This window comes from Mesotoga sp. H07pep.5.4, from assembly GCF_003664935.1.
Classification (GTDB): domain Bacteria; phylum Thermotogota; class Thermotogae; order Petrotogales; family Kosmotogaceae; genus Mesotoga; species Mesotoga prima.
Window position 1 is genome coordinate 98,235 of sequence record NZ_JFHM01000031.1, and the last position, 26,134, is coordinate 124,368.

Consider the following 26,134-nt stretch of genomic DNA (forward strand, 5'->3'; position numbering starts at 1 on the left):
GCTGCGACCGTTTCAACTCAATTATAACCCCAGAAAATGTAGTACAATAGTCACGGAGATGATTCGTTTGGCTAACAGTTTACTATGCTTGTTCCACTCTAGAATGGGGAAAGCCTTTCCGGCCTTAAAAGTTAGAAATTTCAGATATTTTTGGATCGGTCAACTCATATCTGTTATGGGAACATGGATGCAGACAGCTGCTCAGTCATGGCTTGTTCTGACAATTACCGATTCGCCGTTTTTGCTGGGACTCCTCGGAGTTGCTCAGTTTACTCCTGTGCTTCTATTTTCGCTACCTGCAGGAGTCTTCGTCGACCGATTTCCCAAAAGAAGTATCGTCCTGCTGACTCAGACGATCTCCATGATTCTGGCCTTGATTCTTGCAATTCTTGTATTCACAGATTCGGTTCAGTACTGGCATATATTTCTTCTCGCTCTTGGCCTAGGGATGGTAAAGACACTTGATATTCCTGCAAGACAGTCTTTCATGATTGAGCTTGTGGGACGTGATGTTGTGCTGAACGCAGTCGCGTTGAACTCAACAGTAATGAATCTGGGAAGAGTAGTGGGCCCTGCGGTTGCCGGGGTCGTTATGGCTCTGGTTGGAGCAGGCTGGTGTTTTCTGGTTAACGGTGTGACTTTCCTGGCTGTGATCTTTGGATTATTGAAGATAGACGTCGAACCTGTAATAAAGAAGCGACCAAAGGGAACCGTAATACCGGATATCAAGGAAGGGCTAGTTTACCTGTTTAGTAAGCCGATACTGACTACGACAACCCTCATTCTGGCTATTGTGAGTACCTTTGGCATGAATTACAGCGTTCTAATCCCTGTTTTCGCGAGAAATCAGCTTGGTCTTGACGCGCAAGGATATGGTCTTTTGATGTCCGCTCTGGGAGTAGGATCCATGCTTGGTGCGCTAATTGTTGCAAGCAGCAGTTCAAGAGGGCCGAACAGAGTTCGACTCTTTGTCGTTCCGTTCATCACATCATCGCTTTTTATGATTATGGCATTCAACAGATCCTATGCCTTTTCGGCTTTGGTGATTGGCATGATGGGATTTGCGAATATCTTCTTTACAACAACTGCTAACAGTCTTATGCAAATAAATTCCGACGATGAGTTTAGGGGAAGAGTTATGAGCGTATATTCGCTCGTCTTCGCAGGGTCGACACCTATCGGGAACATGTTTGTGGGTTCGATTGCCGACAAGGCCGGTGGAGGCAGCGCTTTCTTCTGGGCCGGCGTTATAACTTTTTTTCTTGTGGCGGCCACGATTATCGCTCACAAAATAAGAAAGAGATCACTTAGGGTGAAACCGGAGGAACATCCTGACTGAAGAATCAAGAAGAAATGTTGTATAATCTCAATGTTTATATCCGGGGTGATAACATGTCGAGTATTCCCTTCTCCCGGATTTCCAGGTTCTGGGGGCTAAAGAGGAAAATCGTACTTGAAAAAAAGACTAACGCTAGAGCTTTCATTGTGAGGTCTGGAAGCATTTTTTACGTATTGAAGAGGAGGGTCGCATCTCTTCCTTCTAGATCTTGCCAGACTGAGCTTCTTAAATACCTTGTCCAGAGTGGGCTTCCCGTATCTGCGCCTATTCCCTCGGGAAGTGGTGAGTTCGAGGTGAAGATAGGGAAATATGTATATTCGCTGTTTCCATACATAGAAGGTGAAAAGGCCGATTCCAACATTTCCAATGCCACGCCCGAAATGGCGGAGGAGCTAGGAATCTTCACCGGAAGGCTTCACAAAGTTCTTAAAGAAGCAGAAGGAAGTTTCTTCGAAAGAACTAATCTGCTGAAATCCCTGACCTCTGCAATTAGGTATTTCAACTCGACCGGATCTTTCTTTTCAAGATCGGATATGGAAATGATAGAAGAGTTTTTCACAGATTTCTACAAGCTCTATTACAAGCTTCCGGTCCAGATAATCCATGGCGACTATCATCCAGGCAACATAATCGTACACGAAGGAAAGGTTTCTGGGATAATAGACTTTGATTGCGCGACCAGAGAAGTGAAAGCGCTGGATCTCGCTTATCTTATTCACAGTGTCTTTGCAGAGTTTTCAAGAATGGGTTCACCTTCACTCTTCCTCTACCTGCTTCCTCACTTGCTTGAAGGCTATTGCCTTGAGAACACTCTTTCTTTTAACGAACGGGAGAGCTTGGGTTATCTTCTTGCTGCTATCTCAATAATTCAGATACACTATTTTTCGGCAAACGGACTTTCTGACGAAGCGAATTTTGCATCGACGGTTTTCAGATGGATTTACCTGAACAACCATCGAATAAAGGAAAAGTCCGGACTGGTTCTAACGCGTTCCGAAAAAGCAGTCTGAAGATTTATCGGATAGTGAAAGCCCCTCCATGTTTTCTTGTCTCTCTTGCTCTTACCCGTTTAACGATTGCCTCCATATATGTCATCCCTTCTGCATTGTCTTATCGGATAATTCGTTGATTGTAACGAAGAATCTGCGATCAAATCGACGATAGCCGTAATTCCTCCTAAAGAGAAACCGCATAAGAAGAAATGGAACGATCCATTCACTCCAAGTGTCTTGAAAGCGATCTCCCTAGGATTCCCAATAATACAAGCATTCATTGACGGATTCATTCTGGTTCGCTCCAATTATTCTTAACTGGCATGGTGCTATCGAAGTTATGGCATATAATCCGTTTATAGGAGGCGGACTAAATGATTGGGTTGAAAATTGTGATCGACAGGAACTCCGAAGTCCCTTTTTTCAAGCAATTAGTTGATCAACTGAGAACGGCAGTAATAAGAAGAGAGATACCTGAGGGGACACGACTCCCTTCCGAACGGGAGCTTTCGAAGCTGCTGAGACTGAACAGAAGTGTTGTTGTGAAGGCTTACAATGAACTGAAGCTGGACGGACTTCTGGTTTCGAAAACGGGCAGTGGCACATACGTAATTTCGGCCCATTCGCAAAAAAAGGAATTCGACATGATTTCATGGGGAGAACAACTCAACTCATGGGCTACCCTTCCGGCCGGTCCGGCAAGATGGGTAAACCTTCTCAAAAAACTGTCGGATAGTTGCATACGTCTAGATACAGGTGTGCCTCACGTAGGCGCCAATCAGGTTGATCTCATGAAGGAGATACTTGGAAACTTAACCGATGAGGAACTGATCACTACACTGAATTATCCTTCGCTAAGGGGCCACCCGGAACTCATCAAGTATCTTTGCCTGAGAATGAACAGCTCTGGACTTCACATAAACTCGAGGAACATGCTGATCACTGTGGGCACAGAAGAAGCTATCTATTTGTTATTCTCGGCTCTTGCAAGACCGGGAGAGACGATAGTCATCGAAAACCCGACCTACGTTAACGTAATCAACATCTCGAGAATGTTTCAGCACAGAGTTATCCCTGTAGAGAGGAACTCGGAGGGTTTGAATCTTTCTACACTGGAGAACGTGCTAAATAGAAGCCGGGTAAAATTCATATACACTATGAGCTGCTCGCACAACCCGACAGGGGCAAACATGCCCGAAAGGAAAAAGGAAGCCCTCGTCAAACTCTCAGAGCAGTATTCGGTTCCCATAGTCGACGATACTGTGTTTTCCGAAATCCAGTACGATCTTCCTGCACCCAAATCACTCAAGTACTACGACACCCATAACTGTGTTATCGAGATCGGTGGCATTTCAAAGGCCTTCGCACCAGGGCTCAGGATAGGCTGGATAATCGCCGATGAAGCATTGATCGAAAGGCTGATCGAGCCCGTGAGGATGATCTCACTTGGAGTCCCGAATTTCAGCCAGCTGGTTGCAGCCAAGATGCTTTCAACAGGAGAGTATGACGCTTTCCTGAAAAGATATCTACAATTGTGCCTCAAGAAAAGGGAGACTACGAAAAGAGCTTGTTACAGACATCTTCCTGGTTACATAAGAGTGAACGAAGCTCAGGGGGGCAACTTTTTCTGGCTAGAACTGCCGGGTTTTATGGACGGCTGGAAGCTTGCGGAAGAAGGAATTGAACAGGGTGTTGCCGTCGCTCCCGGGAGTCTCTTCACGTTCGATTCGAGTGGCAGGAGTTTCGTGCGCCTCAATCCTCTGGGGATTCCGCATGATCAAATCGAAGAGGGAATAAGCCGGCTTTCGAAAGCAATCGAGTCTATTTCAAAGAGAGACAATCGTGAGGAAGGGACGGTTTCAGTGGTAGTTTAGAGTTCGAGACTCAGGAACCATGTGGATGGGAGAAATACCTGTGTGCCCAGAAGAGAAGTAGCGAAGAGCTCCCGGTCATCAGTCTCACGATGGAATGCTCGTAATTGAATTCGGTTATTCTTTTCAAGAAATTCGAGAGGCCTCTAATCTTGGGAAGAAGATAACTTCTCTCTCCTATCCGCAATTCTCTGCTGTTCATGGAGACTTTTCCTGCATAACTGGTTTTGGCGCCACTGCCAATTTCCATCTCAGTAACAGTCCCCTCGCCCACTTCGATTCCTCCGTTTAGGGCGATATGTTCAGCGAGAATTTCTCGCTGGATCCCGATGATCTCTGGAACTGTCCTTCCCGAGACAAGTCCATAATCGTCTACAGTCAAGGATGTTCCGCATTTATCACAGATCGCTGAATCTCCTGAGGCTTTGATCGTCTGAAATCCACCACACTTTTCGCAGAACCAGATGATCTTCTCTATCCCTTCTGCTTTGTTCCTGCCCTTGAACATAACCTTCTTCTCTTCCTGCCATCTCCAGTCAGAAGCTTCAGAAAGGAAATCTAGCGCTTCTTTCCCGTTAAAGGCCTTAAACTCCACTTCTATCCTTCCCCATCTATGATGATCCGCCCACCTTGGCTTTGTAAGGTATGCCCCACTCATTCTAGCAGCGACAACCGGTACATTGAGCTTCTCCAGGAACCTGTCTGTTCCGGGCGGAACCTCGCCAAACTCACCATCCCACGTTACAGAGCCCTCCGGCATCAGGCCAAGAACTCCACCGTTGCTCACGACTTCAATCATCTTTCTCATGGCGGGAATATCGGGGACACCCTTCCTTTTCTGAATCGCTCCCGCTGCCCTCAAAATCGGTCCCGAAAAAGGGTTGTCGAAATTTCCAGCGGCCACGGCCCATACTATTGGGAAGCTCGTAAGGGCCTCGATCAAAACAGCGTCGATAAAGTAAGCATGATTGCCAATCAGAATAAACGGAGGTCTGGGCAACTTTTCCATGCCTATTCCATAGAGATTGTATCTCTTAATGAAGGGAACCCTGAGAATCGGTCTCAGCGCTCTCCAGATTAGCTTGTCTCCAGGAAGTCTTCTCTTCATCGGATCACACACCTACTTTTCTTCCGGATCGGCTTTGATCGTATCCGTATTGCGGCCAAGAACCCGAAGGGGAAGAGCCCGTCTTCAGCGCGCCTAGTCTACTCCTACCACCAATATCGTTCGAAGTAACGGTATAATACGGTGCGCCTTCCTCACTCGCTACAGGTGAACCCAGGCTGTCTTTTCCTATGTATTCGGATGACTCAATCTTCCCAAAAGAGTTCAGTTGGAAGATCTTTGCCTCGCCACGTACGATCACATAAATATTACCATTGGAAGAAGAAATTAGGAGTCGCCACTATTTCATCTTCGAGCTCCGTGCTCCATATCAAAGATCCTTCACTGGATATTGCCGAGCACTCTCCATCGAACGCACGGGCGAAGATCAACCCCTTATCTCCAACTGCGGGCTAGTTGCAATCGCAGACTCTACGGGGTTTTCTGCTATCTGAAGGTTCCACTTCTTGGAACCGTCTACCGGATCAAAGGCATAAAAATGACCATCATGGTATGTGCTGTAAACGGTTCAGTCTTCACCTATTGCCGGACTGGAAAAGAAACCAGAATATATAGTTTGAGTCTCATATCTCCAGAGAAACTCCCCACCCTTAAGTGCAAAGATGTAGTTTGAATCACTCCCCCCGGTTGTCATTATGCAAGAAAAGACTGTTCCATCTATCCCGACTACAGACTTCGACCAGATCTCTCGTCCGGTTTCGAAGTTCCAGAGTTCCTTTCCCCCTGAAGAGATGCAGTAGAGAACACCGCCATTTGTTCCAAAGAACACGTTGCCAAAGGCATCGAAAGAGGGGCTTCCCCTGACTGTGGTGGCTCCGGCTTCCTCTGTTCCTCCAAATGACCCATGAAGTACACCTTCACTCGAAAGTTTCATTAGTTTCCCGAAGTAGTTCCAATATGTAGGTCACCCTCACTGTTAATGGATGCGTCACTGCTGAACCATTCCCCGCTGCTTGACTCCAAAGAGAAGACCTTCCTGTAGGAGTCATGAATTGAAGTGAAGGAGAATATTGTGTCCGTAGTGTTCACAAAAACCTCTCCATTTCTACCGATTACTGGGCTGCTGAACCGAAAAGACCTATCCACTTCAGATTAAAAACAGCCCAAAACAAGGAAGAGCGAGATGATGGGGCAGATCGCAATTGCTTTCAAAACAACACCTCATTGCTTGTAAGCATCATTTTGCGAATGTCTTCTATCAATCATAGCTCATTCATCTCTCGAAACGAAGGTTCTTTTGGGTCCCTCCTAGATTCCAGTTTCGCAGTGCAAACTTCAAGTTGGCGATCGAATCATTTTTCCGCTCAAAAACAGTCGTAATCACCCACACATCTGAATCCAGGCTGTGTGAACCTTGTCACCTATATGAGAAAGGACTTTCTTCAAGAGCTGGGGAAAGTGCCACGAATCTTCATCGTCGGCCTAACCAAAGGTTGCACCCTTTATTTGTTGAGTTTTTTGAGATACAATGGGACTAATGGACAGGATCTTCATTGTTGTTTATTTCATATTGACTTTCATACTTATTGTACTTTCAAAGAGACGAAGGGTACTGATCGCCTTTACCGCAGGTATGATGCTTGTGGCCCTCAAGGTCTCCGAGAGTATGAGAATCGAAACGATTTCCCAGTTTGTGGACTTCAACGCCATATTTCTTCTAATTGGAATGATGGTTATTGTTGCTGTAATTAAATCGACGGGATTCTTTCAGTATGTGGCAGTCAGGACTTTGAAGGCGACAAAAGGTAACATCCTTTTGCTATCGGTGTTATTTTCCGCTCTTATAGCGGCCTTTTCAATGGTTTTGGACAATGTGACTACGATGATCATGTTCATGCCCATCATTTTCTTTGTCGCAGATACTGCAGGATTCAATCCTTTTGGATTCACGGCTGTTATGATTCTCGCTTCAAATATCGGGGGGTGTATGACTCTTGTTGGCGATCCTCCAAACATTATCATAGGTAACGCATCGAAGATTCCATTTTTGACCTTCACAAGTCTTGTGTTTATTCCGCTTGTACTGACATATATAGTTCTAATGCTAATCTCGCGATTCAAAATTCTAAGGGGCCTCTCATCTATTTCGGACAAGAAAGATGAGATTCAAGGACTTAAGCTGGACGGAGTTATAACCAACAGAAAGTTGATGTATGTCAGTCTGGGCACATTGATAGTTGTTGTCATTGGATTTGCAGTTCATAGTATTGTAGATATCGAAATGTCACTATTTGCGGTTTTGGGAGCTGCATTTCTGCTTCTGTATACCGGAAAGGACTTTGAATCGGTGGCAAATGAAGTCGACTGGAACGCCATTCTCTTCTTCATCGGGCTCTTTTCACTTGCATATTCTCTTGAAAGCACGGGAATAACAAGTGAACTTTCCGATCTTGCGTTAGGTCTTTCCAGCAACCCCGCAGTTCTTTCTATGCTTATACTCTGGGTAAGTGGAATGATCGCAATGGTGACTGGTGCCATTCCCGTCGTCACGATATTCATTCCGATTGTTGCTGAACTCTCTGTTCACTATCCGCTTCAATATGATCTCTGGATTGCACTTGCTTTGGGAGCAAACCTCGGTGGGAATGGAACGGTAACCGGCCATCTTGCAAATGTGATGTGCTTTGAGATGGTCAACAAAGAGTACGGAAATACTCACAGTTTTCTCGATTTCATGAAGATCGGATTCCCCTCTTCCGTTATCTCTCTGGCAATCTCGAGTTTGTTTCTGATTATTAGGCTCGTTATCTTCGGATAACTATGACTGCTAGATAACCATTACTGTCCTTATCAATGTATCGATCAACCAAAGGAGCAGTGTTACGAAGGCCAGTGAAAGAGAAGTCTTTATAATTCCTTGCCTGTAGAAGTCATTAGCGATGAGCCCTGGAACAATCGTGCCTATTACGGTTGAAAACAGCTCGACTGGAAGATTGGGCATCAGAAAGGTATCCAGAGAGAGTTTGACGAAAACACCTAGAACAATGCCAAGAGCCATCCTCTTTCTGCCGTAGAGAATCAGATATCTCTGGAGAAGATTCAGGATGAGAAATGTAACAAGGCCAACCGCCCAGGTGTAGAGAAGTCTCAACGGTTGTTCCATAAAAATGAAAAGATAGACTGGAGTCACAAGTCCACCTGCAGACAATCCCGTCACCCACCAGAATGCAGTACTTATAACTATTCCAATCGAAAACAAAGCAGGACTCATTAAATCTCCTCCAGACCGTTCAGCCAGTTTACCAGGCCACGAATATTACCGAATCCAAACACAAGCTCGCTTCCGTCTAAAAGCGAATCCAGTTGACTCGGATCATCTAGCTTCTCTACGTTCTTGCTGTTTAAAATCCTTCTTGGAAGGGGTCCTTTAACTATTGTTCTATCGAAACTCCTGATCATCGTTTCGAAAATTGCAGCCCTATCGGGCCTATCATCTCTGGAATTGAAGAACCCGATAATCTCTTTCTCTGGAAAGTCCCGCATCACTTTTTCCAGAAGAAGAGAAGTAGAGTGTAGATCGTTTGCAGCAAAGGCGTTTGCAAGAACGGCATTTCCCATTTTACCTCCGAGCTTCAAGTACCGGAAAGTTCCCACATCGGGCAGAACCTCTTTCATTCCCTCGATAGCCAGCGATCTGTCAAGCCCGAGAAGCTCTGCAGCTTTGATTGTGATCGACAGATTTTCGTCATGGGGTTTGAATTTGAACCCGGAGAGGTATTCTGTTGATGTAGCCCCAACAATCAATTTTGTTTCGATTTTCTCGCAGGTCTTCCTAACTTTTTCATAGGCTTCGGGCGACACACTTCCTACGATACAGGCCTTTCCCGGCGCAATTGATAAGGAAAGAACACTAGCCGTTTCTTCTTCAGTGCTTCCTATCTCTTCGATGTGATCTGGGAACGTGTTAGTTATTACCGTGATGTCTGCATCGAGTATTCTTCCGCTTGCCAGTTGCATCTCGGGTTTTATGGCCATGCATTCGACAACAAGTGCGTCACATTTGTCGCGCCGGGATTTTCTGAGCGCGAGAAACTGCTCCTGTATGTTTGCGGGGCCATGGCGAATTATCTCTACGTGTTTCCCCTCTGGAGTAATCCACAGAGGCACAGTCCCTGTGGTCTTTCCAAGAACCCTAAACCCGTTGGCTTTTAACGCGCCATGGATTAACCGCACGGTTTCACTCTTCCCTCTAGTTCCGTTTACCTGAACGACGACCTTGAGCCGCGACCTGCGCTTTCTAGATATTACGTTTTCAGCCAACAGGGCTGAAAGAAGAATCAAAAGTGCAGTTCCTGCAAGAATTATGTTGATCATTTATGAATCACCCGTCCCACAACGATACAGAGAACCATCAGGCACAGAAAGACGATTATTAGAGGCAAAGAGAAACTATCAACAAAAAAGACGCCGCTTTCTCCTGGTTCGGGAAATGGGACTGGATCAATCGGAATTCCGTTATCCAGAGCAAGATCTCTGATATTTAGGAGATGGATCACCGGTACTCCGAGTTCGGCAAACTCAAAGATCAGTCCTCTTTCATCGCCATCAGGTATCGAACTGAACGCCGTAAGCAAACCGTTATCGAGACTTGTCGCAATAAGTGAATTGCCGAAATTCGGCGCTGCACCGCCCACGTTTACGAAAACAGAAGGAAGCCCATCGGCCTCCTGGATATAGATCTCCAGACGTTTGTCTATGCTTTCTTGAAGAGATTCTTCGTAGATGAAAGTCTTGCCGGAAGACAGAGCGATATTGGTCATTAGTTCGCGCGCGCCCGGAAAAAACATCCCGCTTGCTGTATCGTAGTTGCCTCCAAGTGAAACGGCAATGAGACTATCTCTGAGCAGGCCGACTTCTACGAGGCGATTCAGCATATGGACGAATGTGAACTCCGGGTGAGTTGCACCGTGTTCAGAGGCACCTATCGAGTAAATCACAAACGGTTGGAGCTCCAATGTCTCACAGGCGCAAAGCGTCGCAAGTAGAAGAGACGGAAAGGAGCCGCTTGCACCGATAGCTACCGGATCACCTTTCTCAAGATTCAGTTGTTTGAAGAACTTAACCATAAGGGCCGCAAAATCCGGGTTCGTTGAAGTTCTCTTAGCCTGAAGATTGCCGAGAGTAGTTGTAATTTCGGTGAATTCAGGACCTATAAGGCCTGTCAAGTTAGGGTCGACTGAGGGATCGATTTCTATACCAAGTGATTCACGAAATCTGGAAAGTTCTTCTATTGATGAAGCCATTAGGCGAGCCGCGGCAACCTGATCCGCGTAATACGGGGACTCTATCCTTTGTCTTGACTGACCAACCAGAAAAAAACCGAACACCCCGATCATTGCGCCGAGCAGCAACCACTTCAAAGAAATGTTGGCTCGGCTGTAAGGGACTGTGAGTAAAACATGAGAACTCTTCAAAACAACTCCTCAAACATATCGACGAAAATGTCAACTTCCTGTAAGCACTCTGATAATCGCAAGAACCACCCCTGTAATCCCTTCTCCTCCAAGAAGACCAGACGATATGACCAGACCGTTCTCTTTCGACTTCGGATTGAGCTTTACGGAGATAAGACTTATCATGCCTCCCAGAAAAGCGGCAGACGATATCTCCATGGGAAGATACATTCCTATTCCCAGGGTCATCCCGGGGAGTCCAATCAGATAAATCAGTATTCCAATCATAAGACCGAAGAAGAAAGCCGGAGTATTGGGAAGACCACCGACCATTGTAGAAACGGCATACGCTTGTGGTGCTGGAAGCTCCGTTCCTGGACCCATTGTACCATAGGCCCTGAACATAATAAACAGGACAATAACCGACACAACTGCACCGATTATTCCACCGACCGTCTCGGCTATGATCTGAGCTTTGGGATCAGTTTTCAAGAGGTAGCCGGACTTGAAATCGTTGAGTACATCTCCCGCGAGTCCGCAAGCCACTGCGACAACTCCGGCGACGAGGAAGGCCTCAATGGTGCCGATATCTGACACTACCTTTACCCCTAAGAGAATTATTATTCCGAAGACCTCCATCGGATTGATACCAGACTGCCCGGTAATCGAAGCGGCCATTGCCGTTGTAAGCCAAACTCCAACAATCGTAAGGAGAGATGGAATTAGCGTCATTTCCGTCAATGTTGTCAGAAATACGGCAACCACGGCAAAAAAGATAGGAGCGAGTATAAGTTTCCTTCCTAACCTTCCCTTTTCACGCTTCTGCGATCTCCCATATATCTCCTTTGCTCGAGGGAGGATTCCCTTTATAAGAATTCCCAGTCCAGTTCCAACCATTAGCCCTATTCCTAGGCTGTCTTTGAACGCAGCGGCACTAGCGACATCTTCAAACCAGCCAAGTGCGACTCCTACGGGGATAACGAAGAAGTAGCTAAGAACCGCTCCGAGAAACCAAACACCGGTAAATAGGGGACCGATTATATAACCAATTCCAACTGCCATGGGCGAGATCCACGTGCCGAAGAAGATGTTTTTCGAATAGAGCCATGCAGAAGACCAGGCAGCCGGGATCCAGCCCAACCCGTCTCTTATAGCGACGAAGACTGCAGTAATTCCCATTGTGGAGAAGAGATACCTTGCTTTCCTTCCTCCCTCGTCACCGGCAACGACCGTTTCATATGATGCCACACCCATGGGAAAAGGCAGCTTCTCTTTCTCCACGAAATGCTGTCGGATAAGCGAAGTGAATACGACACCCAAAACAGTGCCGGATAAGGTGACGATCAACAACGAAAGAAACCCCACTGTCGACGTCTCCTCAAGGATCCAGATTCCGGGAATCGTAAAAGCCAGACCACCAGCTACCATTGCTCCCGACGACATTGCGGTGTGCGTAACGTTTATCTCGTTCAGATTGGTTCTTCCAAGCGCCTTCAATATTGCGAGGGACATTACTGCAACGAATATCGTTGGCCAGGGAAGAGCACCCATCCTCAAGGCGACATACATGGAACTGGTCGTGATTACTACCGAACCAAATCCTCCGATTACAAGGCTTCTAATAGTCAGCTGTTTTGAACTACCCTTTTCCAGCGACATTCCACCGTTTTTCACGCTCTGTCCCTCCTGTAAATCGAATGAGTAACACTCGGTCAAGTCTTCCGTTCATATCAAGTCTCTTTACGATATAGATAACGGCTAACCGCGGTTGCAGTCCAGAACGATCAGTCGGATCTATTCCAAAGCAATTTAGCCACTCAAATGCAATCCTTCTCAAGATTTCGCTCTGGAATTTAAGCCAAGCGTTTTTGTGATCGCTGTGATGTTCGAGAGATATGCGGAATTTCGAAAATAAATCTCCTCCGGAAATCTCGTAACTGGCTTCATCCCGGATGCTGTCCTCTACTCTAGTGAAAACGAATCCTTCGATGAGTTTGTATTTTTCTCTTGAAGTTATCCACTGTATAGCCTCAAATCTCTCCGATTTATCGCCGCAAAACTAGTCGTAATTAAACATAAAGGTCTTCGATTCGCATCCACGCGTACTTCAAGAGGTCTTCAATTATCTCTTCTCTTTCAGCTTCACAGTTTGCCAACTTGTCAGGGAAAAAGTCTCCTTCATAGAAGACTGCCTTTCCGGTACCTGTATCGTGATACGCTAACATCGTACTCACGACGGTCTATCTCCATCAAATTAACTTGCGTATCGATGTCGATCGGCAGTCCCTTCATTGTTGTACACTCTTTTCAGTAGACTCCTGTTTTTGTGCAGTTTCTTCGCCCGATACCAGTTTACAACATCCTGGCCTGAGCACGAAAGGTGCAGTTCTAATCTAGAAATCTTCTGAAACATGTGAACCGGAGTTATTTTCGTAATCTTTTTGCCAGCTTGCCTCCAGTGAACTGAAGAAGCTGGCTGATTGCCACGAGAACGATAACGGCATAAAGAACTACGTCCCATTGAAACCTGTAGTAACCATAGTTGATTGCCAGCTGACCCAGCCCACCAGCGCCTACGGCCCCCGCTATTGCCGTGTAGGTGACGAGATTGATCAGTAGTACGGTTACGTTTCCAATTTGATCGGGCAGCGTTTCCGGAATCAAAACCCTTGTGACCATCTGCCATCTATTCAGTCCCATCGAGTTTGATGAATCGATGATTCCAGAAGGAACGCCGTTGAAGGAATTCTCGGAAAGCCTTGCCATGAATGGGATAGCCGCAATCGTCAAATTGAATATTGCTGCGTTGGGCCCGATTATCGTGCCCATGACTCGTTTAGTAACGGGAATCAAAAGCAGAACAAGAATAATGAACGGAATCGATCTAAAAATGTTCACCAAGAGATCTAACAAAGCGTAAAGCCCTTTAAGCCCGCGAGATCTCGAACACAGGTACAATCCCACCCCGAGGGGAATGCCAAGAAAAGTAGCGAGAAATCCCGAGAGAAGTAGCATGTAAAGAGTTTCAAGAGTTGCGTCAAAAATCTGAGATAGCATCAGCATACCTCCTCAAGGAAGAATACGGATTCCCTTAGCTTTTCGACGAAGAGATCCTGTTTCTCGCCCTCGACACCGATAATTAGAGTTCCAAAGGGACCGTTCTTGAATTCTTCTATCTTTCCATAGAGGATATTTATCATCACATCGTTCTCTTTTGCGATTTTCCAGAGAACGGGTTCGTGGGTCCGTGTACCCCAGAAAAGAACTCTAAGGATCTTCTTGTTAGCCGAAAGTAAACCTTTCTCTAGTTCCAGGGGCTTACCGAAGTCACTCACTTCATTGTTTTCTATCTTGACGAAGAACTCATGGGTTGGTCCGAAGAAGTCCAGCTTTCCATTCTGCAGGTATGCAACTCTGTCGCAGGTTCTTTTGATAACATCCATATCATGAGTAACAACGACGAAAGTGATGCCGTGTTTCTCATTGAGACTTACGACGAGATCGAGCAGTCTGCAAGTCGTCTTTGGATCGAGAGCCGAAGTGGGCTCATCGAGAAGAATCATCTTTGGATCCATAACGAGAGCGCGAGCGATTGCGGCTCTCTGCTGTTCACCCCCAGATAACTGCGAAGGATAGGCTCTCAGCCTGTGTTCCAGGCCAAGCTCTGTAGCTATATTCATTACTCTCTCTTCTACCTCTTTCTTTGAGACACCTTGAATCTTCAGAGGAAAGGCGATGTTCTGATATAAAGTCCTGTACCGATACAGATTGAAGCTCTGAAAGACTACGCCAATCTTCTTTCTTACATTTCGCACTTCGCTCTCTTTCAGTCCAACGATGTCAAGACCGTCGAAGAATATCGATCCGCTATCGACAGGCTGCAGGAGGTTGAGGGTTCGGAGCAGAGAAGTTTTCCCTGCTCCGGACAACCCTACGATTCCCACAATTTCTCCCTCTTCGACCGACAAACTCACATCATCGAGGATCTTTCTCTTTCCCGATTTGTCTTCAAAAGATAGATTTAGCTTTTCGACCCTTAGAATCAAAACACTGCGCCTCAAAAGACCGGTACTACGGCACCATCGTACTTTTCATTAATGAAGACTCTGACCTTTTCCGTTGTCAGGGCGTCAATTAGTGCCTTCAGCCACGCTTCGTCTTTGTCGACTTCACGAATGGCTATTATGTTTGCATAAGGAGATTCGGCTCCTTCAATGAATTCCGCGTCCGTAATTGCGTTGAGGTTGATAGTAAGGGCGTAGTTCGTGTTGATAACGGCTCCGACAACCGTTTTGTCGTCTGTGTAGACTCTGGGAATGAATCCAGCCTCGATCTCTACGAAAGTTAGCTGCTTTGGATTCTCTTTTATGTCTAGAACTGTCGACTCCAGTTTCGTAGGATCTTTGAGCTGTATAAGTCCGTTGTTGTGGAGAAGAATAAGTGCGCGGCCTTCATTAGTTGGATCATTTGGAAGGGCGATCTTGTCGCCCGGAGCCAGCTCCGAAAGAGGTTTCTTCAAGAAGAACCCCATCGGTTCGACGTGAATAGCCTTAGCAGAAACCAGTCCCTTTATTCCCCTCTGAGAAGCGAAGGACACAAGGTAAGGAAGATGCTGGAAATAATTGGCATCAAGCTCGCCGGTTGAAAGGGCAATGTTCGGAAGCACGTAGTCGTTGAACACAACTATCTCGAGATCGAACCCTTTTTCAGCGAGGTCGGCTTTTATAGCCTCAAGGATCTCCGCGTGGGGGACGGGTGAAGCACCTATCCTGATCTTCGTCGTACCGAACGCAAACACCACTCCCAGTAGAACCAGTAACACAAACAGTCTCTTCATTCAAATCCCTCCTGAATATAAAAAAAGGGCGTCTCTCTTGAGACGCCCCGCTTCTATTTTCTCAGGTACAGCTAAGCACCCGGAGAAACAAGGGCGTTGCCGTACATCATCATAGCTATTCTGTTTTTTCCTCTGTTGACATTCATCTTCATAATTCAAACCTCGTGAATTGTTTAGCTCATTATAGCCTAATGACTCTTTCCAAAGCAAGTCGCTAATGTAAAATATAGCTCATTATCTATCTTGAATCAACTGGCCTCGTCATAGGTACAAATCTTCAAGTAGCGCTCCCCATTATCCTTATCCTTATAACAGGCTTTCAAAAGCCTGCAACTGGTTGTCTTCGGATCCTTGCATATAAAGAAAGTGAATGAGAGATCCTTGGCTTTTCCCTTCAGCAACTCCATCCTCAATGTTGAAAGAAGACTTTCCAGACGTTTCTCTTCGTTCTGGCCATACATTCTTGCGTTTTCGTCAGTTTTCACCATTTCATTCCAAACGTTCTTGGAAATCACGACGGGCAGCTTTATCCCCACTTGCTTTGCAAAAGATGTAACATCTACCGAACCCTCGTTCGAAAACTTAAAAGAACGAGAATCTAGTGATGCCTCTCCGATGCTCATCGATAGCACCTCCATAATAATGTTATTACTAACATAACATCCATGTTGGAGACTCGCAAAGCCAAACAGAAGAACTTGAAGCTCTCTGGAGATGTTTAAGCCGGTTTATCTGATAATGCCTCCAAAAACCGTTGAACCTGAGCTCTTATTCACCGATTATTTTTATCAGAACTCTCTTTCGCCTTTTGCCATCAAGTTCGTAGTAGAAAACCTGCTCCCATGGTCCAAAGTCAAGCTTTCCTTCAGTTACTGCTATGACAACTTCTCTACCCATTACCGTTCTCTTCAGATGAGCATCTGCATTATCCTCGAATCCGTTGTGCTCGTACTGAGAATATGGTTTTTCCGGGGCGAGTCTTTCGAGCCACCTTTCGAAATCCTGATGGAGTCCCGACTCATTGTCGTTTATAAACACGCTTGCCGTAATATGCATCGCATTTACCAGCACAAGTCCCTCTCGGATCCCGCTTTCCAAAAGCGCGCCTTCCACATCGTCTGTGATATTGATTATCTCTCGTCTCATCTTTGTGTTGAAGAAAAGCTCCTTTCTGTAAGACTTCAATTCTTTCACCTCCCGATTGGTTCAGAACAGATAGGGAATCAAACGCCAGGTCTTTTTGCAGTACTCTCTGTATTCTTCTCCAAATATAACTTTCAGATTCCTCTCCTCTACAGAGATTCTGTAAAGAATTCCGGTTGTTGGAAGGACAAAAGCAAGGATTGAACTCAACGGATAGTTGAAGACCAGAGAAAGCCCCAGAAAACCTACGATCTCGGCTGCATAGGCCGGATGACGAATGACCTTGTAGAACCTGTCGGTTCTCAGTTTCTGATCTGGAAGCGCGCCCACATCAATTGCGAAGGCGGGGCCCAGTTGTCTCACTACGAAGAAACGGATAACGACGGCGAAGATCATCATTCCCACTCCTATCCATCTATGAGGAAGGAAAGTCATGAGAAAGACCTCCTTCGAACGGCCATCGACTGCAATCGCACCGAACATGCCCGAAAGAACAAAGGCAAGCATGATGTATTTCGATCGCTTCTCCTGGAGTCTCTCGCTGATCTTCCTGTTGTGAAGGAAGAAGAGATAGATATCGAATCCAACCCAGAAAAAGAGAACGATGAAGAAAAGCAACTGACCAGACATAATTGGACCTCCAGGCGAAAACAATACTTTTCAATTCTATCATCGGGAGTGACGAAGGAGAGACATTTTTAAACCTCCGAGGGAAGTCCATGTGCGGTTCATCGATTGTGAGTTCGGTAAGATGAAAAAGATGTAGTAAAATCGTAATATAGGTGGTGATTCGATGATTTTTGGAAGAGATGAGAGTGTACTGCTCTTTCGATTCGAAGATGGTGAGGACTTCATAGACACATTCGTTCGGACGCTTTCCGATAATGGGCTCCATTCGCTTATAGTCGTTAGCGGAATCGGTATGTTGAGAGACTTCACGATCGGTTGGTTCAACTCGGTTTCTAAACAATACGAGAAGGAACTTGTCACAGTTCCTCATGAACTTCTCCACATATCGGGTAATGTCTCTCTCAAGGGAGGTAAACCCTTTCCACATCTTCATGTAACGCTTTCCGGTCCCTCAAGAAGTACAGTTGGAGGTCACCTATTCGGTGGGACAGTATGCAACACGACTGAGCTCTTCGCAATCACGACCGGAACACTGAAGCTTTTCAGAGATGCCGGCAGCGAGACATCAAAGCTGGAATTCAGAAAGTGAGCTCGCTGATTTGAGATTCCTTCACTGTTCAGACATTCATCTGGGGAGAAGACCCATCGGCTCGCCCAACAGCCCCTATTCTTATACAAGATACGAAGACTACTTCGATGCCTTTGAATTTGTGGTTGATTGGGCAGTAGCTCACAACATCGATGCTTTTTTCATTACCGGTGATCTATTTGACAAGAGAGAAATAAATCCAGATACCCTTGCACGGACACAAAATATTCTCTCCCGGCTTAAAGAGAGTGAAATAAGGGTTCTGGCGATAGAGGGAAACCATGACAAGAGCTTCAACGTTAACGAATCCTGGCTCAGATTTCTTCACGAAACGGCGTACCTTGAACTGCTTTCTCCAGTTCAAGGGGATAACGATATACTCTTTCCCTACGTTGAGATCAGCGGGTTCAAAGTCTATGGTCTTGGGTACCCGGGCTTTTTGGCAGAGGAAATGATTTCGAAAGTCGCGAGTATCTTGAGTGGAAGAAACAACATAGTGCTTGTCCACACTGCGCCCGGTAACGATAGCTTTATTCCAGGGCTAGTTACGCCCGAAGCACTGAATATCCTTCGATCGAAAGTGATCTATGCAGGGGGAGGGCATCTTCATTCGCAGCTCGCTTTTCCTGCGGATGATCCCTTCTTCTTTGTCCCCGGATCTCTTGAATACTGGGATGTCTGGGAAAACGATAGAAAAGGCTTCTACGTTTTCGATACGGAGAAAGAGTCGGCCGATTTCCACGACTCACATCGGAGGGAAAGGCAGGAGTTCTCGGTTCAAGTGGACGAAAACGAAAGACTTTCAGATTTCATAGAAAACCATGAAATTCATCAAGGTGCGATAGTTTTGGTGACTGTTTCGGGACGCGGCGATTTCAATGTTGATCAGGGGAGCCTTGAAAGAGAGATAGAGTCTTGCGGCGCCCTTAAAGCATTCGTGAAAGTCAGGAGAACTGATCGTGAAATCACTCTGGATGATTACAGATCAATGAGTGCGAGAGACATCGAAAGAGAAGTGATAATGAGTTCAAAGGAGTGGAAGGAGATTGGGGCTAAGGGAGAGGAACTGGTAGCCGCGATCGATAAAATGAAACACTTTCAAGAAGAAGGGAGATACGATCTCTTCAAAGACTCTGTAGATTCCTTCCTGGAAAGAATTATCGGTGATGTGCCTTGAGAATAACTTCGATCGATCTCGAGAACTTCCGAAGTCATTCCAGGTATTCAGGGACCTTCGAAAAGGGAATAAACCTGATTCTTGGAAGAAACGGTTCCGGTAAGTCATCTATCATAGAAGCGATAGGACTCGCGCTTTTCGGAGGAGGTTTGCGCGACAGGCAGGAGGACGCCGTTAGATGGAATGAAAGAAGGGCAAGGATCAAGGTAGCCTTTCTTGCAGATGATGGACTCGAATATGTTGTTGAAAAGGTTTTTGGTAATGCATCAAACCACGAGCTTTATCAGGGAGAGCTCCTGGTAGCTCGAGGAAGGGAAAACGTCATAGAGAAGATAAGGACCATCTGCGGTCTTCAGGGTGACATTTCGAGGACCTTCGAAAATGTTATAGTGGCTTTCCAGAACAAGATAGCCGACCAGTTTCTCGGCAGCCCCGCAGTCAGAAGGGACTACTTCAACAGGGTCTTCCAGGTTGATCTCTACAGAAAAATATCGACGGACTTCATGAGAAGCTACGTGAGCGATTTAAGAAACGAAGACGAGTTTCTCCGAAGAGAGATTGCCATCCTTGACAGTCAACTGGAAAGAAAAGAAGAAGTCAAGGAACGGATGGCACAGCTCTTGAAGGACCTTTCGCTTACAAAGAAGGAATTGGATACGCTAAGAGATACTCTTACAAAGATTAGAAGCGAGAAAACCGGTCTTGAAGAAGTCTCCAGAGAACTTGCCTCTCGAAAAAGCAGCCTTGAAAGAGAACTTGTCTCTCTGAAAGACGCTTCGGGCAATCTAAAGAACAATCTGAAACAAAGAGAGAGAGCCAAGAGGGCGAAGGAAATCGTCGACGAATCAAGGGAGGCCCATGATCTGTATGAAAAGCTTCTTAAGGAGGAGAACATCCTCAATACTGAAAAGAGGAGATTGGAAGGTCTGGCTGAAGAATCTTCGAGAATCGGCAGGAAGATCTCAGAATTTGAGATCGAGATCACCCGATTGACGGAGTCGCTTTCGAACAAAAACAACAGACTCAGAGAGATTGATGAGCGTTTTGAAGCGCAGAAGATGGAACGCAGTGGGCTAATTGGAGAGAAAGAAGCCGCCGAGCTAGAGTCGGGAAAGAAGAGAATGGCTTACGAACTCAGCGTTTCGAAGAAGAAAGCTTTCAAAGTGATCTATGAACAATATAGAGAAAATGAGAGACGCATCAATGCGCTTGAGGATTTATGGGCAAGCGTCCAAAATTTGGAGAGCGTTGAGGAGCTAAACCTAACTCTGCAGAAGATAGATGAAGAGATAGAGAAAACAAATCAGGAAGTCAGGATCCTGGAAAAGCTGAACGAGGCAAAAACGACAAAATCTGCGCAAAAAAAGGCACTGAAGGAGTATGAGGGTTCCCTTGCCAAAGGTATCTGCCCGTTGTTGAACGAGAGGTGCCGTAACATCGAAAACAGAGAAGACTATGGAGGATACATAGCGGAGTTAATTAAAGGACTTGAAGAAGGCGAAAGAGAGCTTTTGAAAGAGATAAAAAAAGTTGAGGATACTCCGTCTAGGCTGAACGAGCTCCTGGGGGAAAAGACTCTGACCCTAAAAGCGATTGAAGAAAGAGCGAAAAAAGAGAGTGAGAAGTCGAGGATTGAAGAAGAGAAGAGCAAACTGATGAAAACTCATAAAAAACTCATTCTAGAGCTTTCATCGATTTCGGGTGTCCCTGCCGAAGTCGAACAAATGAGTGAAGAAATCGAGAGGGAGATTCGTGAAGCTTCGACAGAACTCGAACTTCAAAATAAGCAGGTCTCTTCGCTTGCCGATCAGATAAAGAGAATCGACTCTCAGATCGAGGAACTGATTATCGGCAGGAATATACTGGATGAAGAGAAGAAGGAAACCGAAAAAGCCATTGCCTCCCTAAGGACGGAAACAGCTAATTTGAGAAGCTCATTAGAAGAATATGCAAAGGAACTCGACAAACTTCCGGAATTCAACACACGAATCGAAGAAACGAGAAGAACAATGGCCTTGAACAAGGCTGGTTATGAGAACTACAACAGGTTTGCGACCCTAGCAGGCTATCTTGAAGAGTACGCGTCGCTTTGTCAAAGCTCGCTTGAAAAGTGCAGAAATACTTCTCTTTCGATTTCTAAGATCAGAAAAGAGTATAGCTCCCTCCAGAGGGCCTTCGATTCAGAACGATTCGAGCAGCTTAGAATTGAAGAGAAGGCTGTGGAAGAGAAATACAATCTGAAACGAGATGAGACAGTATCCATCGGTCGAGATCTCCTGTCGGCAAAAACCGATCTTAAAAACCTTGCCGACATCGAAAAACAGAAGAAAACAAGGCAGAAAACGATAGAGAAGATAGGCAAAAAGGTCAAACTTGCGGAAAAGATAAGGGAGAATCTCAACCTTACGGGAGAGAGAATCACAGCCGGCTTTCGCGATGCGATCGAAAGGAAGGCTACTTTGGACTACATGAGAATATCCGGTATGGAAGAGACAATAAGATGGAACGAAGACTACGAGGTATCTGTCAAAGCACCTGAATATGAAGGTGGGAGCATAAGAAGTTTTTCAAATCTCTCGGGGGGTGAACAGGTTCTCGTCTCACTCTGTTTGCGGGCAGCTATGACTGGCATCCTGAGCGGAGCAAGATTTGCCGTTTTCGACGAGCCGACTTCGAATCTTGACAAAGAGAGGAAAGAGCTTCTTGCCCACTCTCTAAGAGAATTATTCGGGGAGCTGGATCAATCTATAATAGTTACTCATGACGATGTCTTTTCTGAGATGGCACAGAAAGTTATAAGGCTCGAACCCGCTGAATGAATTAGAGACACAGTAAATCGGAGGTGCGTTCTTTGAAGACAATACTGAAAAACATCGACTATCTCGTGACCATGAACGAAAAAAGAGACGAACTTGAAGATGCATTTGTTGTTGTCCAGGACGGTGTTATAACAGATGTGGGAACTGGGACCCCTTCTCCTGGGGATATAGAGATAGACCTTTCCGGCAGAATCATTCTGCCGGGCTTCGTCAACACTCATCATCACTTTTATCAGTCACTCTTTCGTAGTGTGAAGGAAGTCGCATCGGCGAAATTGTTTGACTGGCTTGTCTTCCTTTATGAGCGGTGGAAGAACCTCGATAATGAAGCGATATACGTGAGCAGCAAAGTGGCAATTTACGAACTGATGATGTCTGGGGTTACAACAACAACCGACATGTTGTACCTTCACCCGAAAGGAAGAAGTGAGTTCATCGACAGCGAAATAGAGGCGGCGCGCAGTACTGGGGTAAGGTTTCACCCCACGAGAGGCTCGATGTCTCTCTCAAAGAAAGATGGAGGGCTTCCCCCTGACTCGGTCGTCCAGAGCGAAAGAGAGATAATTGAAGATTCAGTTAGGCTTATAGAGAAGTATCACGACAGAGGAAAAAACGCTATGCTCCGGATAGCGCTGGCTCCCTGTTCTCCTTTCTCAGTTACAGAGGAATCAATGATCAGAACTGCAGAGCTGGCCGAGAAATTTGATGTTCTTCTTCATACGCATCTGGCGGAGACTCGCGATGAAGACGACTTCTGCATACAGAAAAAGGGGCTGAGACCTGTCGAATTCATGGATAAGGTTGGCTGGTTGAACAGGCGCAGCTGGTTCGCACATCTAGTATGGCTTAGCGATGAGGACATTAGAAAACTCTCTGAAAACGACTGTGGAGTGGCACACTGTCCTTCATCCAATATGAGACTCGGGTCGGGAATTGCCCGTGTGAAAGAGATGAAGGAAGCTGGAATGAGAATAAGTCTTGCCGTCGACGGCAGCTCCTCGAACGACACGGGAAACATGCTTCTCGAAATTAGAAATGCTCTGATGCTTCAAAGGGTTTTGAAAGGTGCCGATGCTCTCACTCCCAGAGATGTTCTTGAATTTGCGACTCTTGGAGGGGCCCGGGTATTGAGAATGGATGATTTCATAGGATCGGTCGAGGTTGGAAAATCGGCGGACCTTGCTGCCTTTAGACTTGATACTCTGTCTATGGCAGGGGGACTCTCCGATCCTGTTGCATCTCTCGTTCTCTGTGATCCGCACAAAAGTGACATGGTCATGGTAAACGGGAAGATCCGTGTCCAGAACGGGAGGGTAATCGATAGTGAACTTCCAGGTTTGATAAAGAGACACAACGAGATATCTTCGAAGCTGATCGGAGGGGAGTACTGATGATAGTTACAGTAGTTGATATTCAAGTCAGGAGCGAGTTTGTAGATTAATTCATAGAAGCCACTCGTGAAAATCACAAGAAGTCTGTAAGTGAACCGGGTAATTTGAGATTCGACTTCCTTCAGGATAAAGCAGATCCATCCCATTTTTTTCTCTATGAAGCCTATGAATCCGAGGAAGCAGCTGCAAATCACAAGAGGACAGATCATTACAAGCAATGGAAGGAAAGAGTTGAGGAGTACATGGAGAGACCACGCAGGGGAACTCAAACAAGAGTAATAGAACCTGAGAGGCTGAGAGACTGGAAATGATCTCTGTTGCAGTCTGAGTTCGGGAGGGAGGTTTCAATGCTGATAGAAGAGTTCAGAAGGAGAATTGATGGTCTTAGGGAAGAGATATCTTCCAGAGGAGCCGGTGCTTTTCTGATAAGCAAGTGCTGCAATTTTTCTTGGGTAACTTTTGGAGCCAGGAGTCATATTACTCTAAATTCTACGGAAGGCGAGGCATCGGTTCTGGTAACACTTGACAGGGTTTACATTATCACGAACAATATTGAAAAGCAAAGGATACAGGAAGTCGAATTTCACGAGGAGCTTCTGGGTGAGTTTGGATTTCTTGAGTACAACTGGTTTGAGACTTATGGTGAAAAGAGGTTAATCGACAACCTGCTAAAAGGAAAGCTTCTCTCCGATACCGGAAGGTATGACAGCGAATACGTTGACCTAACAGAAATGCGCACAGTCCTTAGTGTTTATGAGATAGAAACCTACAGAGCTCTCGGAAGAGATTGTGATGATATCTTTTCTTCAATTATTCCGGGTTTGAAGAGGCATATGACCGAGCTCGAAGTTCAAGGTCTATTCTATGAAGCCATGTCAAAGAGAGATATCGAACCAATACTGACACTTGTCTTTTCCGAGGACAGTTCTCTAAGTTACAGGCACAACCTATCTCGAAACGTCAAACTTGATAGGAGAGGATTTGTAAGCATCTGTGCCAGAAGGCGCGGGCTAATTGTTTCGTCCAGCAGATCGTTCATGTTCGAGCCTGTGGAGGAGATCAGCCTTCAGCACGAGCGGAACTGTTTTGTGGATGCTGTTGCAATCGATTCCTCAAAGCCGGGAGAGAGGCTTTCCAATGTCTTTGAGAAGCTTGTGGAGGCCTACGAACACGTTGGCAGGGGAGGGGAATGGAAGCTTCATCATCAGGGTGGAGTAGCTGGCTATCTGCCGAGAGAAGTGCATGGCAATCTCAAGAGCGATTTTATTCTCAAGAGGGGAAATGCCGTCGCATGGAATCCCACAATAAGGGGAACTAAGTCCGAAGACACGGTATTGATTGGAGATTTTGGAGACAGCAATATTTCGTTCCCCCAGACCAGTTCCTGGCCAGAACTGAAGTACGAATTCGACGGCTCGACGGTGAGAAGACCGGCGATCCTCCTGGTTGACAAGGTCTGACTTCCAGTGTGACAACTGTTTTCACAATTGACTTGAAGTCTTTCAATTTGAAACGAGAAAAGAGGTTAGAATCTCTTGGGCATGGTTTTCTCTTGAAAAACAGAGTGGACCATATAAAGGGATCTTCTGAAGATCCCTTTTTTAAAATTGTCGGGCCCTCATGCTAAAATAAATTCCGTTCAGCAAGAACGGAGGGGTACTTATGAAGACGGTTGTTACTAATAAGAAGGCGCGTTTCCAGTATCACCTTATGGATTCGTATGAGGCGGGAATTGAGCTCGTAGGAACCGAAGTGAAATCGCTGCGTCTAGGTGGAGCATCTCTCATTGATGCGTACTGCAAGATCGAAAGCGGCGAGATATTTCTGGTTGACTGCAATATTAGTCAATACACTCACGGCAATGTCTGGAATCATGAACCGCGCAGAAAGAGAAGGTTACTGATGCACAGAAAGGAAATTCTTAGGCTGGACCAAAAGACAAAGGAAAAGGGACTTACCATTATCCCTTTGAAAATATACTTCAATGATAAAGGGAAGGCAAAGGTCGAAATCTGTCTTGCAAAGGGAAAGAGGCTATTCGATAAGAGAGAAGATATAGCAAAGAGAGATGTCGAGAGAAGAATGAGGCAGCAGGCAGATCTGTGATGGATGAACGTCTCTGTACGTCTTTTTTCTTCCGAATAGAGCAGTAATAATGGCTTTGAACCTCAGTAGTGTTGTGGTATAATCAATCTGTCTTATACTGCGAATAACGCCAATAGCTTTGCAATAATTAAGGGGAGGTGTATTTATGAAGAAAGTCGCTTTAGTAGCTTTGCTCCTTTTTGCGGTCTCACTGGGTTTCTCTACGCCTAAAGCGCTTATAGGTGGTGCTTTTGGGATTAATGCAACTAATCCAGTTTATCAGCCCGAGAGATGGGGTGCCGGTGCCTTTGATCTCTCTCTTCAGCTTCCGTTTACTGATAAGATTGGGGCCATGCTGAGTGCTCAGGCTGCAATCAGGTATCCAAGCAATAAGATAGGGCTTTTCAACGCCGACATTTATTTCCAGATCTTCGAGACACTCAATCTCAAGGCGAGGTTGCTTGTAAGTGTGGGTTCCGTCCAGGATTCCAACTTCGGAGAACAGAGTTGGGAGATCGGAATTCTCGATCTCGGAGCGCCGCATCTTGCAATCGGTGGCGGATTCCAGGTTATGACACCGATTTCGGATAAGGTCATCCTAAACGGATTTGCAAGGGGCTATAGAGTGAAGGATTACCAGACCCGACAGGAAGGTGATTTCCCGGGTGGAGATTACTGGCCACTTCCCGAGTTCTTCTCAGTAGGACTTGGAGTGCTATACGAGTTCTGATCAGGGGCTAAA

General features: G+C 45.8%; 26 protein-coding genes and 1 pseudogene. 12 read left to right on the top strand and 15 right to left on the bottom strand.

Translation table 11 applies throughout. The annotated features are described in order from the left end of the window. The first annotated feature begins 58 nt into the window (after nt 1-58). From Y696_RS12935 to Y696_RS12945, 3 genes are all read left to right on the top strand, one after another. Nucleotides 59-1,339, top strand: a complete 1,281-nt coding sequence (locus Y696_RS12935) for an MFS transporter (RefSeq protein ID WP_259459959.1) — start codon at nt 59-61, stop codon at nt 1,337-1,339. Nucleotides 1,340-1,392: 53 nt separating this feature from the next. Further along, on the top strand, nt 1,393-2,349 hold the full coding sequence (locus Y696_RS12940) for a phosphotransferase enzyme family protein (protein WP_259459960.1): 957 nt from the start codon (nt 1,393-1,395) through the stop codon (nt 2,347-2,349). A gap of 356 nt (nt 2,350-2,705) precedes the next feature. Then, nucleotides 2,706-4,205, top strand: coding sequence for a PLP-dependent aminotransferase family protein (locus Y696_RS12945; protein WP_121510742.1), 1,500 nt, complete (start codon nt 2,706-2,708; stop codon nt 4,203-4,205). Between the two features lie 10 nt (nt 4,206-4,215). On the opposite strand, the gene Y696_RS12950 is transcribed toward Y696_RS12945, so the two are convergent. From Y696_RS12950 to Y696_RS14115, 3 genes are all read right to left on the bottom strand, one after another. Beyond that, nucleotides 4,216-5,310: a lysophospholipid acyltransferase family protein gene (locus Y696_RS12950; RefSeq protein WP_121510743.1), complete on the bottom strand. Its 1,095-nt coding sequence runs from the start codon at nt 5,308-5,310 to the stop codon at nt 4,216-4,218. A gap of 526 nt (nt 5,311-5,836) precedes the next feature. Further along, nucleotides 5,837-6,202, bottom strand: a complete 366-nt coding sequence (locus Y696_RS12960; protein ID WP_121510745.1) for a PQQ-binding-like beta-propeller repeat protein — start codon at nt 6,200-6,202, stop codon at nt 5,837-5,839. Further along, complete coding sequence (locus tag Y696_RS14115; protein ID WP_183084238.1) at nt 6,202-6,357, bottom strand: hypothetical protein; 156 nt, start codon at nt 6,355-6,357, stop codon at nt 6,202-6,204. The genes Y696_RS12960 and Y696_RS14115 overlap by 1 nt, the downstream gene beginning before the upstream one ends. A gap of 439 nt (nt 6,358-6,796) precedes the next feature. Between Y696_RS14115 and Y696_RS12965 the strand changes: the two genes are divergently transcribed. Next, complete coding sequence (locus Y696_RS12965; protein WP_006487262.1) at nt 6,797-8,086, top strand: SLC13 family permease; 1,290 nt, start codon at nt 6,797-6,799, stop codon at nt 8,084-8,086. A 9-nt stretch (nt 8,087-8,095) separates the two neighbouring features. Here Y696_RS12965 and Y696_RS12970 read toward each other — a convergent pair whose 3' ends face one another. The 12 genes and pseudogenes from Y696_RS12970 to Y696_RS13020 all read right to left on the bottom strand — a co-directional run bounded on the left by Y696_RS12970 (nt 8,096) and on the right by Y696_RS13020 (nt 17,331). After that, the gene (locus tag Y696_RS12970; RefSeq protein ID WP_006487263.1) at nt 8,096-8,539 is read right to left on the bottom strand and encodes a poly-gamma-glutamate biosynthesis protein PgsC/CapC; all 444 of its coding nucleotides are present in this window, start codon (nt 8,537-8,539) and stop codon (nt 8,096-8,098) included. Beyond that, nucleotides 8,539-9,642: a poly-gamma-glutamate synthase PgsB gene (gene pgsB / locus Y696_RS12975; protein ID WP_121510746.1), complete on the bottom strand. Its 1,104-nt coding sequence runs from the start codon at nt 9,640-9,642 to the stop codon at nt 8,539-8,541. The genes Y696_RS12970 and pgsB overlap by 1 nt, the downstream gene beginning before the upstream one ends. Further along, on the bottom strand, nt 9,639-10,742 hold the full coding sequence (pgsW, locus tag Y696_RS12980; RefSeq protein WP_121510747.1) for a poly-gamma-glutamate system protein: 1,104 nt from the start codon (nt 10,740-10,742) through the stop codon (nt 9,639-9,641). Before pgsW ends, pgsB begins: the two co-directional genes overlap by 4 nt. 30 nt (nt 10,743-10,772) lie before the next feature. After that, nucleotides 10,773-12,395 (bottom strand): OPT/YSL family transporter, encoded by a 1,623-nt coding sequence (locus tag Y696_RS12985; RefSeq protein WP_121510748.1) that lies wholly within the window; start codon nt 12,393-12,395, stop codon nt 10,773-10,775. Next, nucleotides 12,361-12,759, bottom strand: a pseudogene (locus Y696_RS14530) (UPF0158 family protein); the annotation flags it as partial. The pseudogene Y696_RS14530 and the gene Y696_RS12985, both read right to left, overlap by 35 nt. Nucleotides 12,760-12,790: 31 nt before the next feature. After that, nucleotides 12,791-12,955 (bottom strand): hypothetical protein, encoded by a 165-nt coding sequence (locus Y696_RS14120; RefSeq protein WP_006487273.1) that lies wholly within the window; start codon nt 12,953-12,955, stop codon nt 12,791-12,793. A gap of 190 nt (nt 12,956-13,145) precedes the next feature. Further along, complete coding sequence (locus tag Y696_RS12995) at nt 13,146-13,778, bottom strand: methionine ABC transporter permease (protein ID WP_121510750.1); 633 nt, start codon at nt 13,776-13,778, stop codon at nt 13,146-13,148. Further along, a complete protein-coding gene (locus tag Y696_RS13000) occupies nt 13,778-14,767 on the bottom strand; it encodes a methionine ABC transporter ATP-binding protein (RefSeq protein ID WP_006487275.1) in 990 nt (329 codons plus the stop codon). Before Y696_RS13000 ends, Y696_RS12995 begins: the two co-directional genes overlap by 1 nt. Nucleotides 14,768-14,778: 11 nt before the next feature. Continuing rightward, the gene (locus tag Y696_RS13005) at nt 14,779-15,558 is read right to left on the bottom strand and encodes a MetQ/NlpA family ABC transporter substrate-binding protein (protein WP_006487276.1); all 780 of its coding nucleotides are present in this window, start codon (nt 15,556-15,558) and stop codon (nt 14,779-14,781) included. Between the two features lie 248 nt (nt 15,559-15,806). Beyond that, on the bottom strand, nt 15,807-16,181 hold the full coding sequence (locus tag Y696_RS13010) for a hypothetical protein (protein ID WP_006487277.1): 375 nt from the start codon (nt 16,179-16,181) through the stop codon (nt 15,807-15,809). Nucleotides 16,182-16,326: 145 nt separating this feature from the next. Continuing rightward, nucleotides 16,327-16,743 carry a secondary thiamine-phosphate synthase enzyme YjbQ gene (locus Y696_RS13015; protein WP_006487278.1) on the bottom strand — a complete coding sequence of 139 codons (417 nt, stop codon included), beginning with the start codon at nt 16,741-16,743 and terminating at the stop codon, nt 16,327-16,329. 21 nt (nt 16,744-16,764) lie between these two features. Continuing rightward, a complete protein-coding gene (locus Y696_RS13020) occupies nt 16,765-17,331 on the bottom strand; it encodes an isoprenylcysteine carboxylmethyltransferase family protein (protein ID WP_006487279.1) in 567 nt (188 codons plus the stop codon). A gap of 163 nt (nt 17,332-17,494) precedes the next feature. Between Y696_RS13020 and Y696_RS13025 the strand changes: the two genes are divergently transcribed. From Y696_RS13025 to Y696_RS13060, 8 genes are all read left to right on the top strand, one after another. Continuing rightward, nucleotides 17,495-17,920 carry a PPC domain-containing DNA-binding protein gene (locus Y696_RS13025; RefSeq protein ID WP_006487280.1) on the top strand — a complete coding sequence of 142 codons (426 nt, stop codon included), beginning with the start codon at nt 17,495-17,497 and terminating at the stop codon, nt 17,918-17,920. Continuing rightward, entirely contained in the window at nt 17,880-19,097 is a 1,218-nt protein-coding gene (locus tag Y696_RS13030; RefSeq protein ID WP_259459961.1) for an exonuclease SbcCD subunit D, read from the top strand. Before Y696_RS13025 ends, Y696_RS13030 begins: the two co-directional genes overlap by 41 nt. Next, nucleotides 19,094-21,916 (top strand): AAA family ATPase, encoded by a 2,823-nt coding sequence (locus tag Y696_RS13035; protein WP_121510751.1) that lies wholly within the window; start codon nt 19,094-19,096, stop codon nt 21,914-21,916. Before Y696_RS13030 ends, Y696_RS13035 begins: the two co-directional genes overlap by 4 nt. Before the next feature lie 32 nt (nt 21,917-21,948). After that, nucleotides 21,949-23,307, top strand: a complete 1,359-nt coding sequence (locus tag Y696_RS13040; protein WP_006487284.1) for an 8-oxoguanine deaminase — start codon at nt 21,949-21,951, stop codon at nt 23,305-23,307. 53 nt (nt 23,308-23,360) lie between these two features. Further along, nucleotides 23,361-23,618, top strand: coding sequence for an antibiotic biosynthesis monooxygenase (locus tag Y696_RS14535; RefSeq protein ID WP_213919006.1), 258 nt, complete (start codon nt 23,361-23,363; stop codon nt 23,616-23,618). 36 nt (nt 23,619-23,654) lie between these two features. Further along, nucleotides 23,655-24,767, top strand: coding sequence for a Xaa-Pro peptidase family protein (locus tag Y696_RS13050; protein ID WP_006487287.1), 1,113 nt, complete (start codon nt 23,655-23,657; stop codon nt 24,765-24,767). Nucleotides 24,768-24,969: 202 nt separating this feature from the next. Next, the gene (gene smpB, locus Y696_RS13055) at nt 24,970-25,413 is read left to right on the top strand and encodes an SsrA-binding protein SmpB (protein ID WP_006487288.1); all 444 of its coding nucleotides are present in this window, start codon (nt 24,970-24,972) and stop codon (nt 25,411-25,413) included. 145 nt (nt 25,414-25,558) lie between these two features. Further along, nucleotides 25,559-26,122 (top strand): hypothetical protein, encoded by a 564-nt coding sequence (locus Y696_RS13060; RefSeq protein WP_006487289.1) that lies wholly within the window; start codon nt 25,559-25,561, stop codon nt 26,120-26,122. Nucleotides 26,123-26,134 lie beyond the last annotated feature (12 nt).

Excerpts from the sequence above, each read along its gene's own strand:
- Y696_RS12935 (WP_259459959.1), top strand. The coding sequence starts at position 59 with ATGATTCGTTTGGCTAACAGTTTACTATGCTTGTTCCACTCTAGAATG.
- Y696_RS12940 (WP_259459960.1), top strand. The coding sequence starts at position 1,393 with ATGTCGAGTATTCCCTTCTCCCGGATTTCCAGGTTCTGGGGGCTAAAG.
- Y696_RS12945 (WP_121510742.1), top strand. The coding sequence starts at position 2,706 with ATGATTGGGTTGAAAATTGTGATCGACAGGAACTCCGAAGTCCCTTTT.
- Y696_RS12950 (WP_121510743.1), bottom strand. The coding sequence starts at position 5,310 with ATGAAGAGAAGACTTCCTGGAGACAAGCTAATCTGGAGAGCGCTGAGA.
- Y696_RS12960 (WP_121510745.1), bottom strand. The coding sequence starts at position 6,202 with ATGAAACTTTCGAGTGAAGGTGTACTTCATGGGTCATTTGGAGGAACA.
- Y696_RS12965 (WP_006487262.1), top strand. The coding sequence starts at position 6,797 with ATGGGACTAATGGACAGGATCTTCATTGTTGTTTATTTCATATTGACT.
- Y696_RS12970 (WP_006487263.1), bottom strand. The coding sequence starts at position 8,539 with ATGAGTCCTGCTTTGTTTTCGATTGGAATAGTTATAAGTACTGCATTC.
- pgsB (WP_121510746.1), bottom strand. The coding sequence starts at position 9,642 with ATGATCAACATAATTCTTGCAGGAACTGCACTTTTGATTCTTCTTTCA.
- Y696_RS12995 (WP_121510750.1), bottom strand. The coding sequence starts at position 13,778 with ATGCTATCTCAGATTTTTGACGCAACTCTTGAAACTCTTTACATGCTA.
- Y696_RS13005 (WP_006487276.1), bottom strand. The coding sequence starts at position 15,558 with ATGAAGAGACTGTTTGTGTTACTGGTTCTACTGGGAGTGGTGTTTGCG.
- Y696_RS13010 (WP_006487277.1), bottom strand. The coding sequence starts at position 16,181 with ATGAGCATCGGAGAGGCATCACTAGATTCTCGTTCTTTTAAGTTTTCG.
- Y696_RS13020 (WP_006487279.1), bottom strand. The coding sequence starts at position 17,331 with ATGTCTGGTCAGTTGCTTTTCTTCATCGTTCTCTTTTTCTGGGTTGGA.
- Y696_RS13025 (WP_006487280.1), top strand. The coding sequence starts at position 17,495 with ATGATTTTTGGAAGAGATGAGAGTGTACTGCTCTTTCGATTCGAAGAT.
- Y696_RS13030 (WP_259459961.1), top strand. The coding sequence starts at position 17,880 with ATGCCGGCAGCGAGACATCAAAGCTGGAATTCAGAAAGTGAGCTCGCT.
- Y696_RS13050 (WP_006487287.1), top strand. The coding sequence starts at position 23,655 with ATGCTGATAGAAGAGTTCAGAAGGAGAATTGATGGTCTTAGGGAAGAG.
- smpB (WP_006487288.1), top strand. The coding sequence starts at position 24,970 with ATGAAGACGGTTGTTACTAATAAGAAGGCGCGTTTCCAGTATCACCTT.
- Y696_RS13060 (WP_006487289.1), top strand. The coding sequence starts at position 25,559 with ATGAAGAAAGTCGCTTTAGTAGCTTTGCTCCTTTTTGCGGTCTCACTG.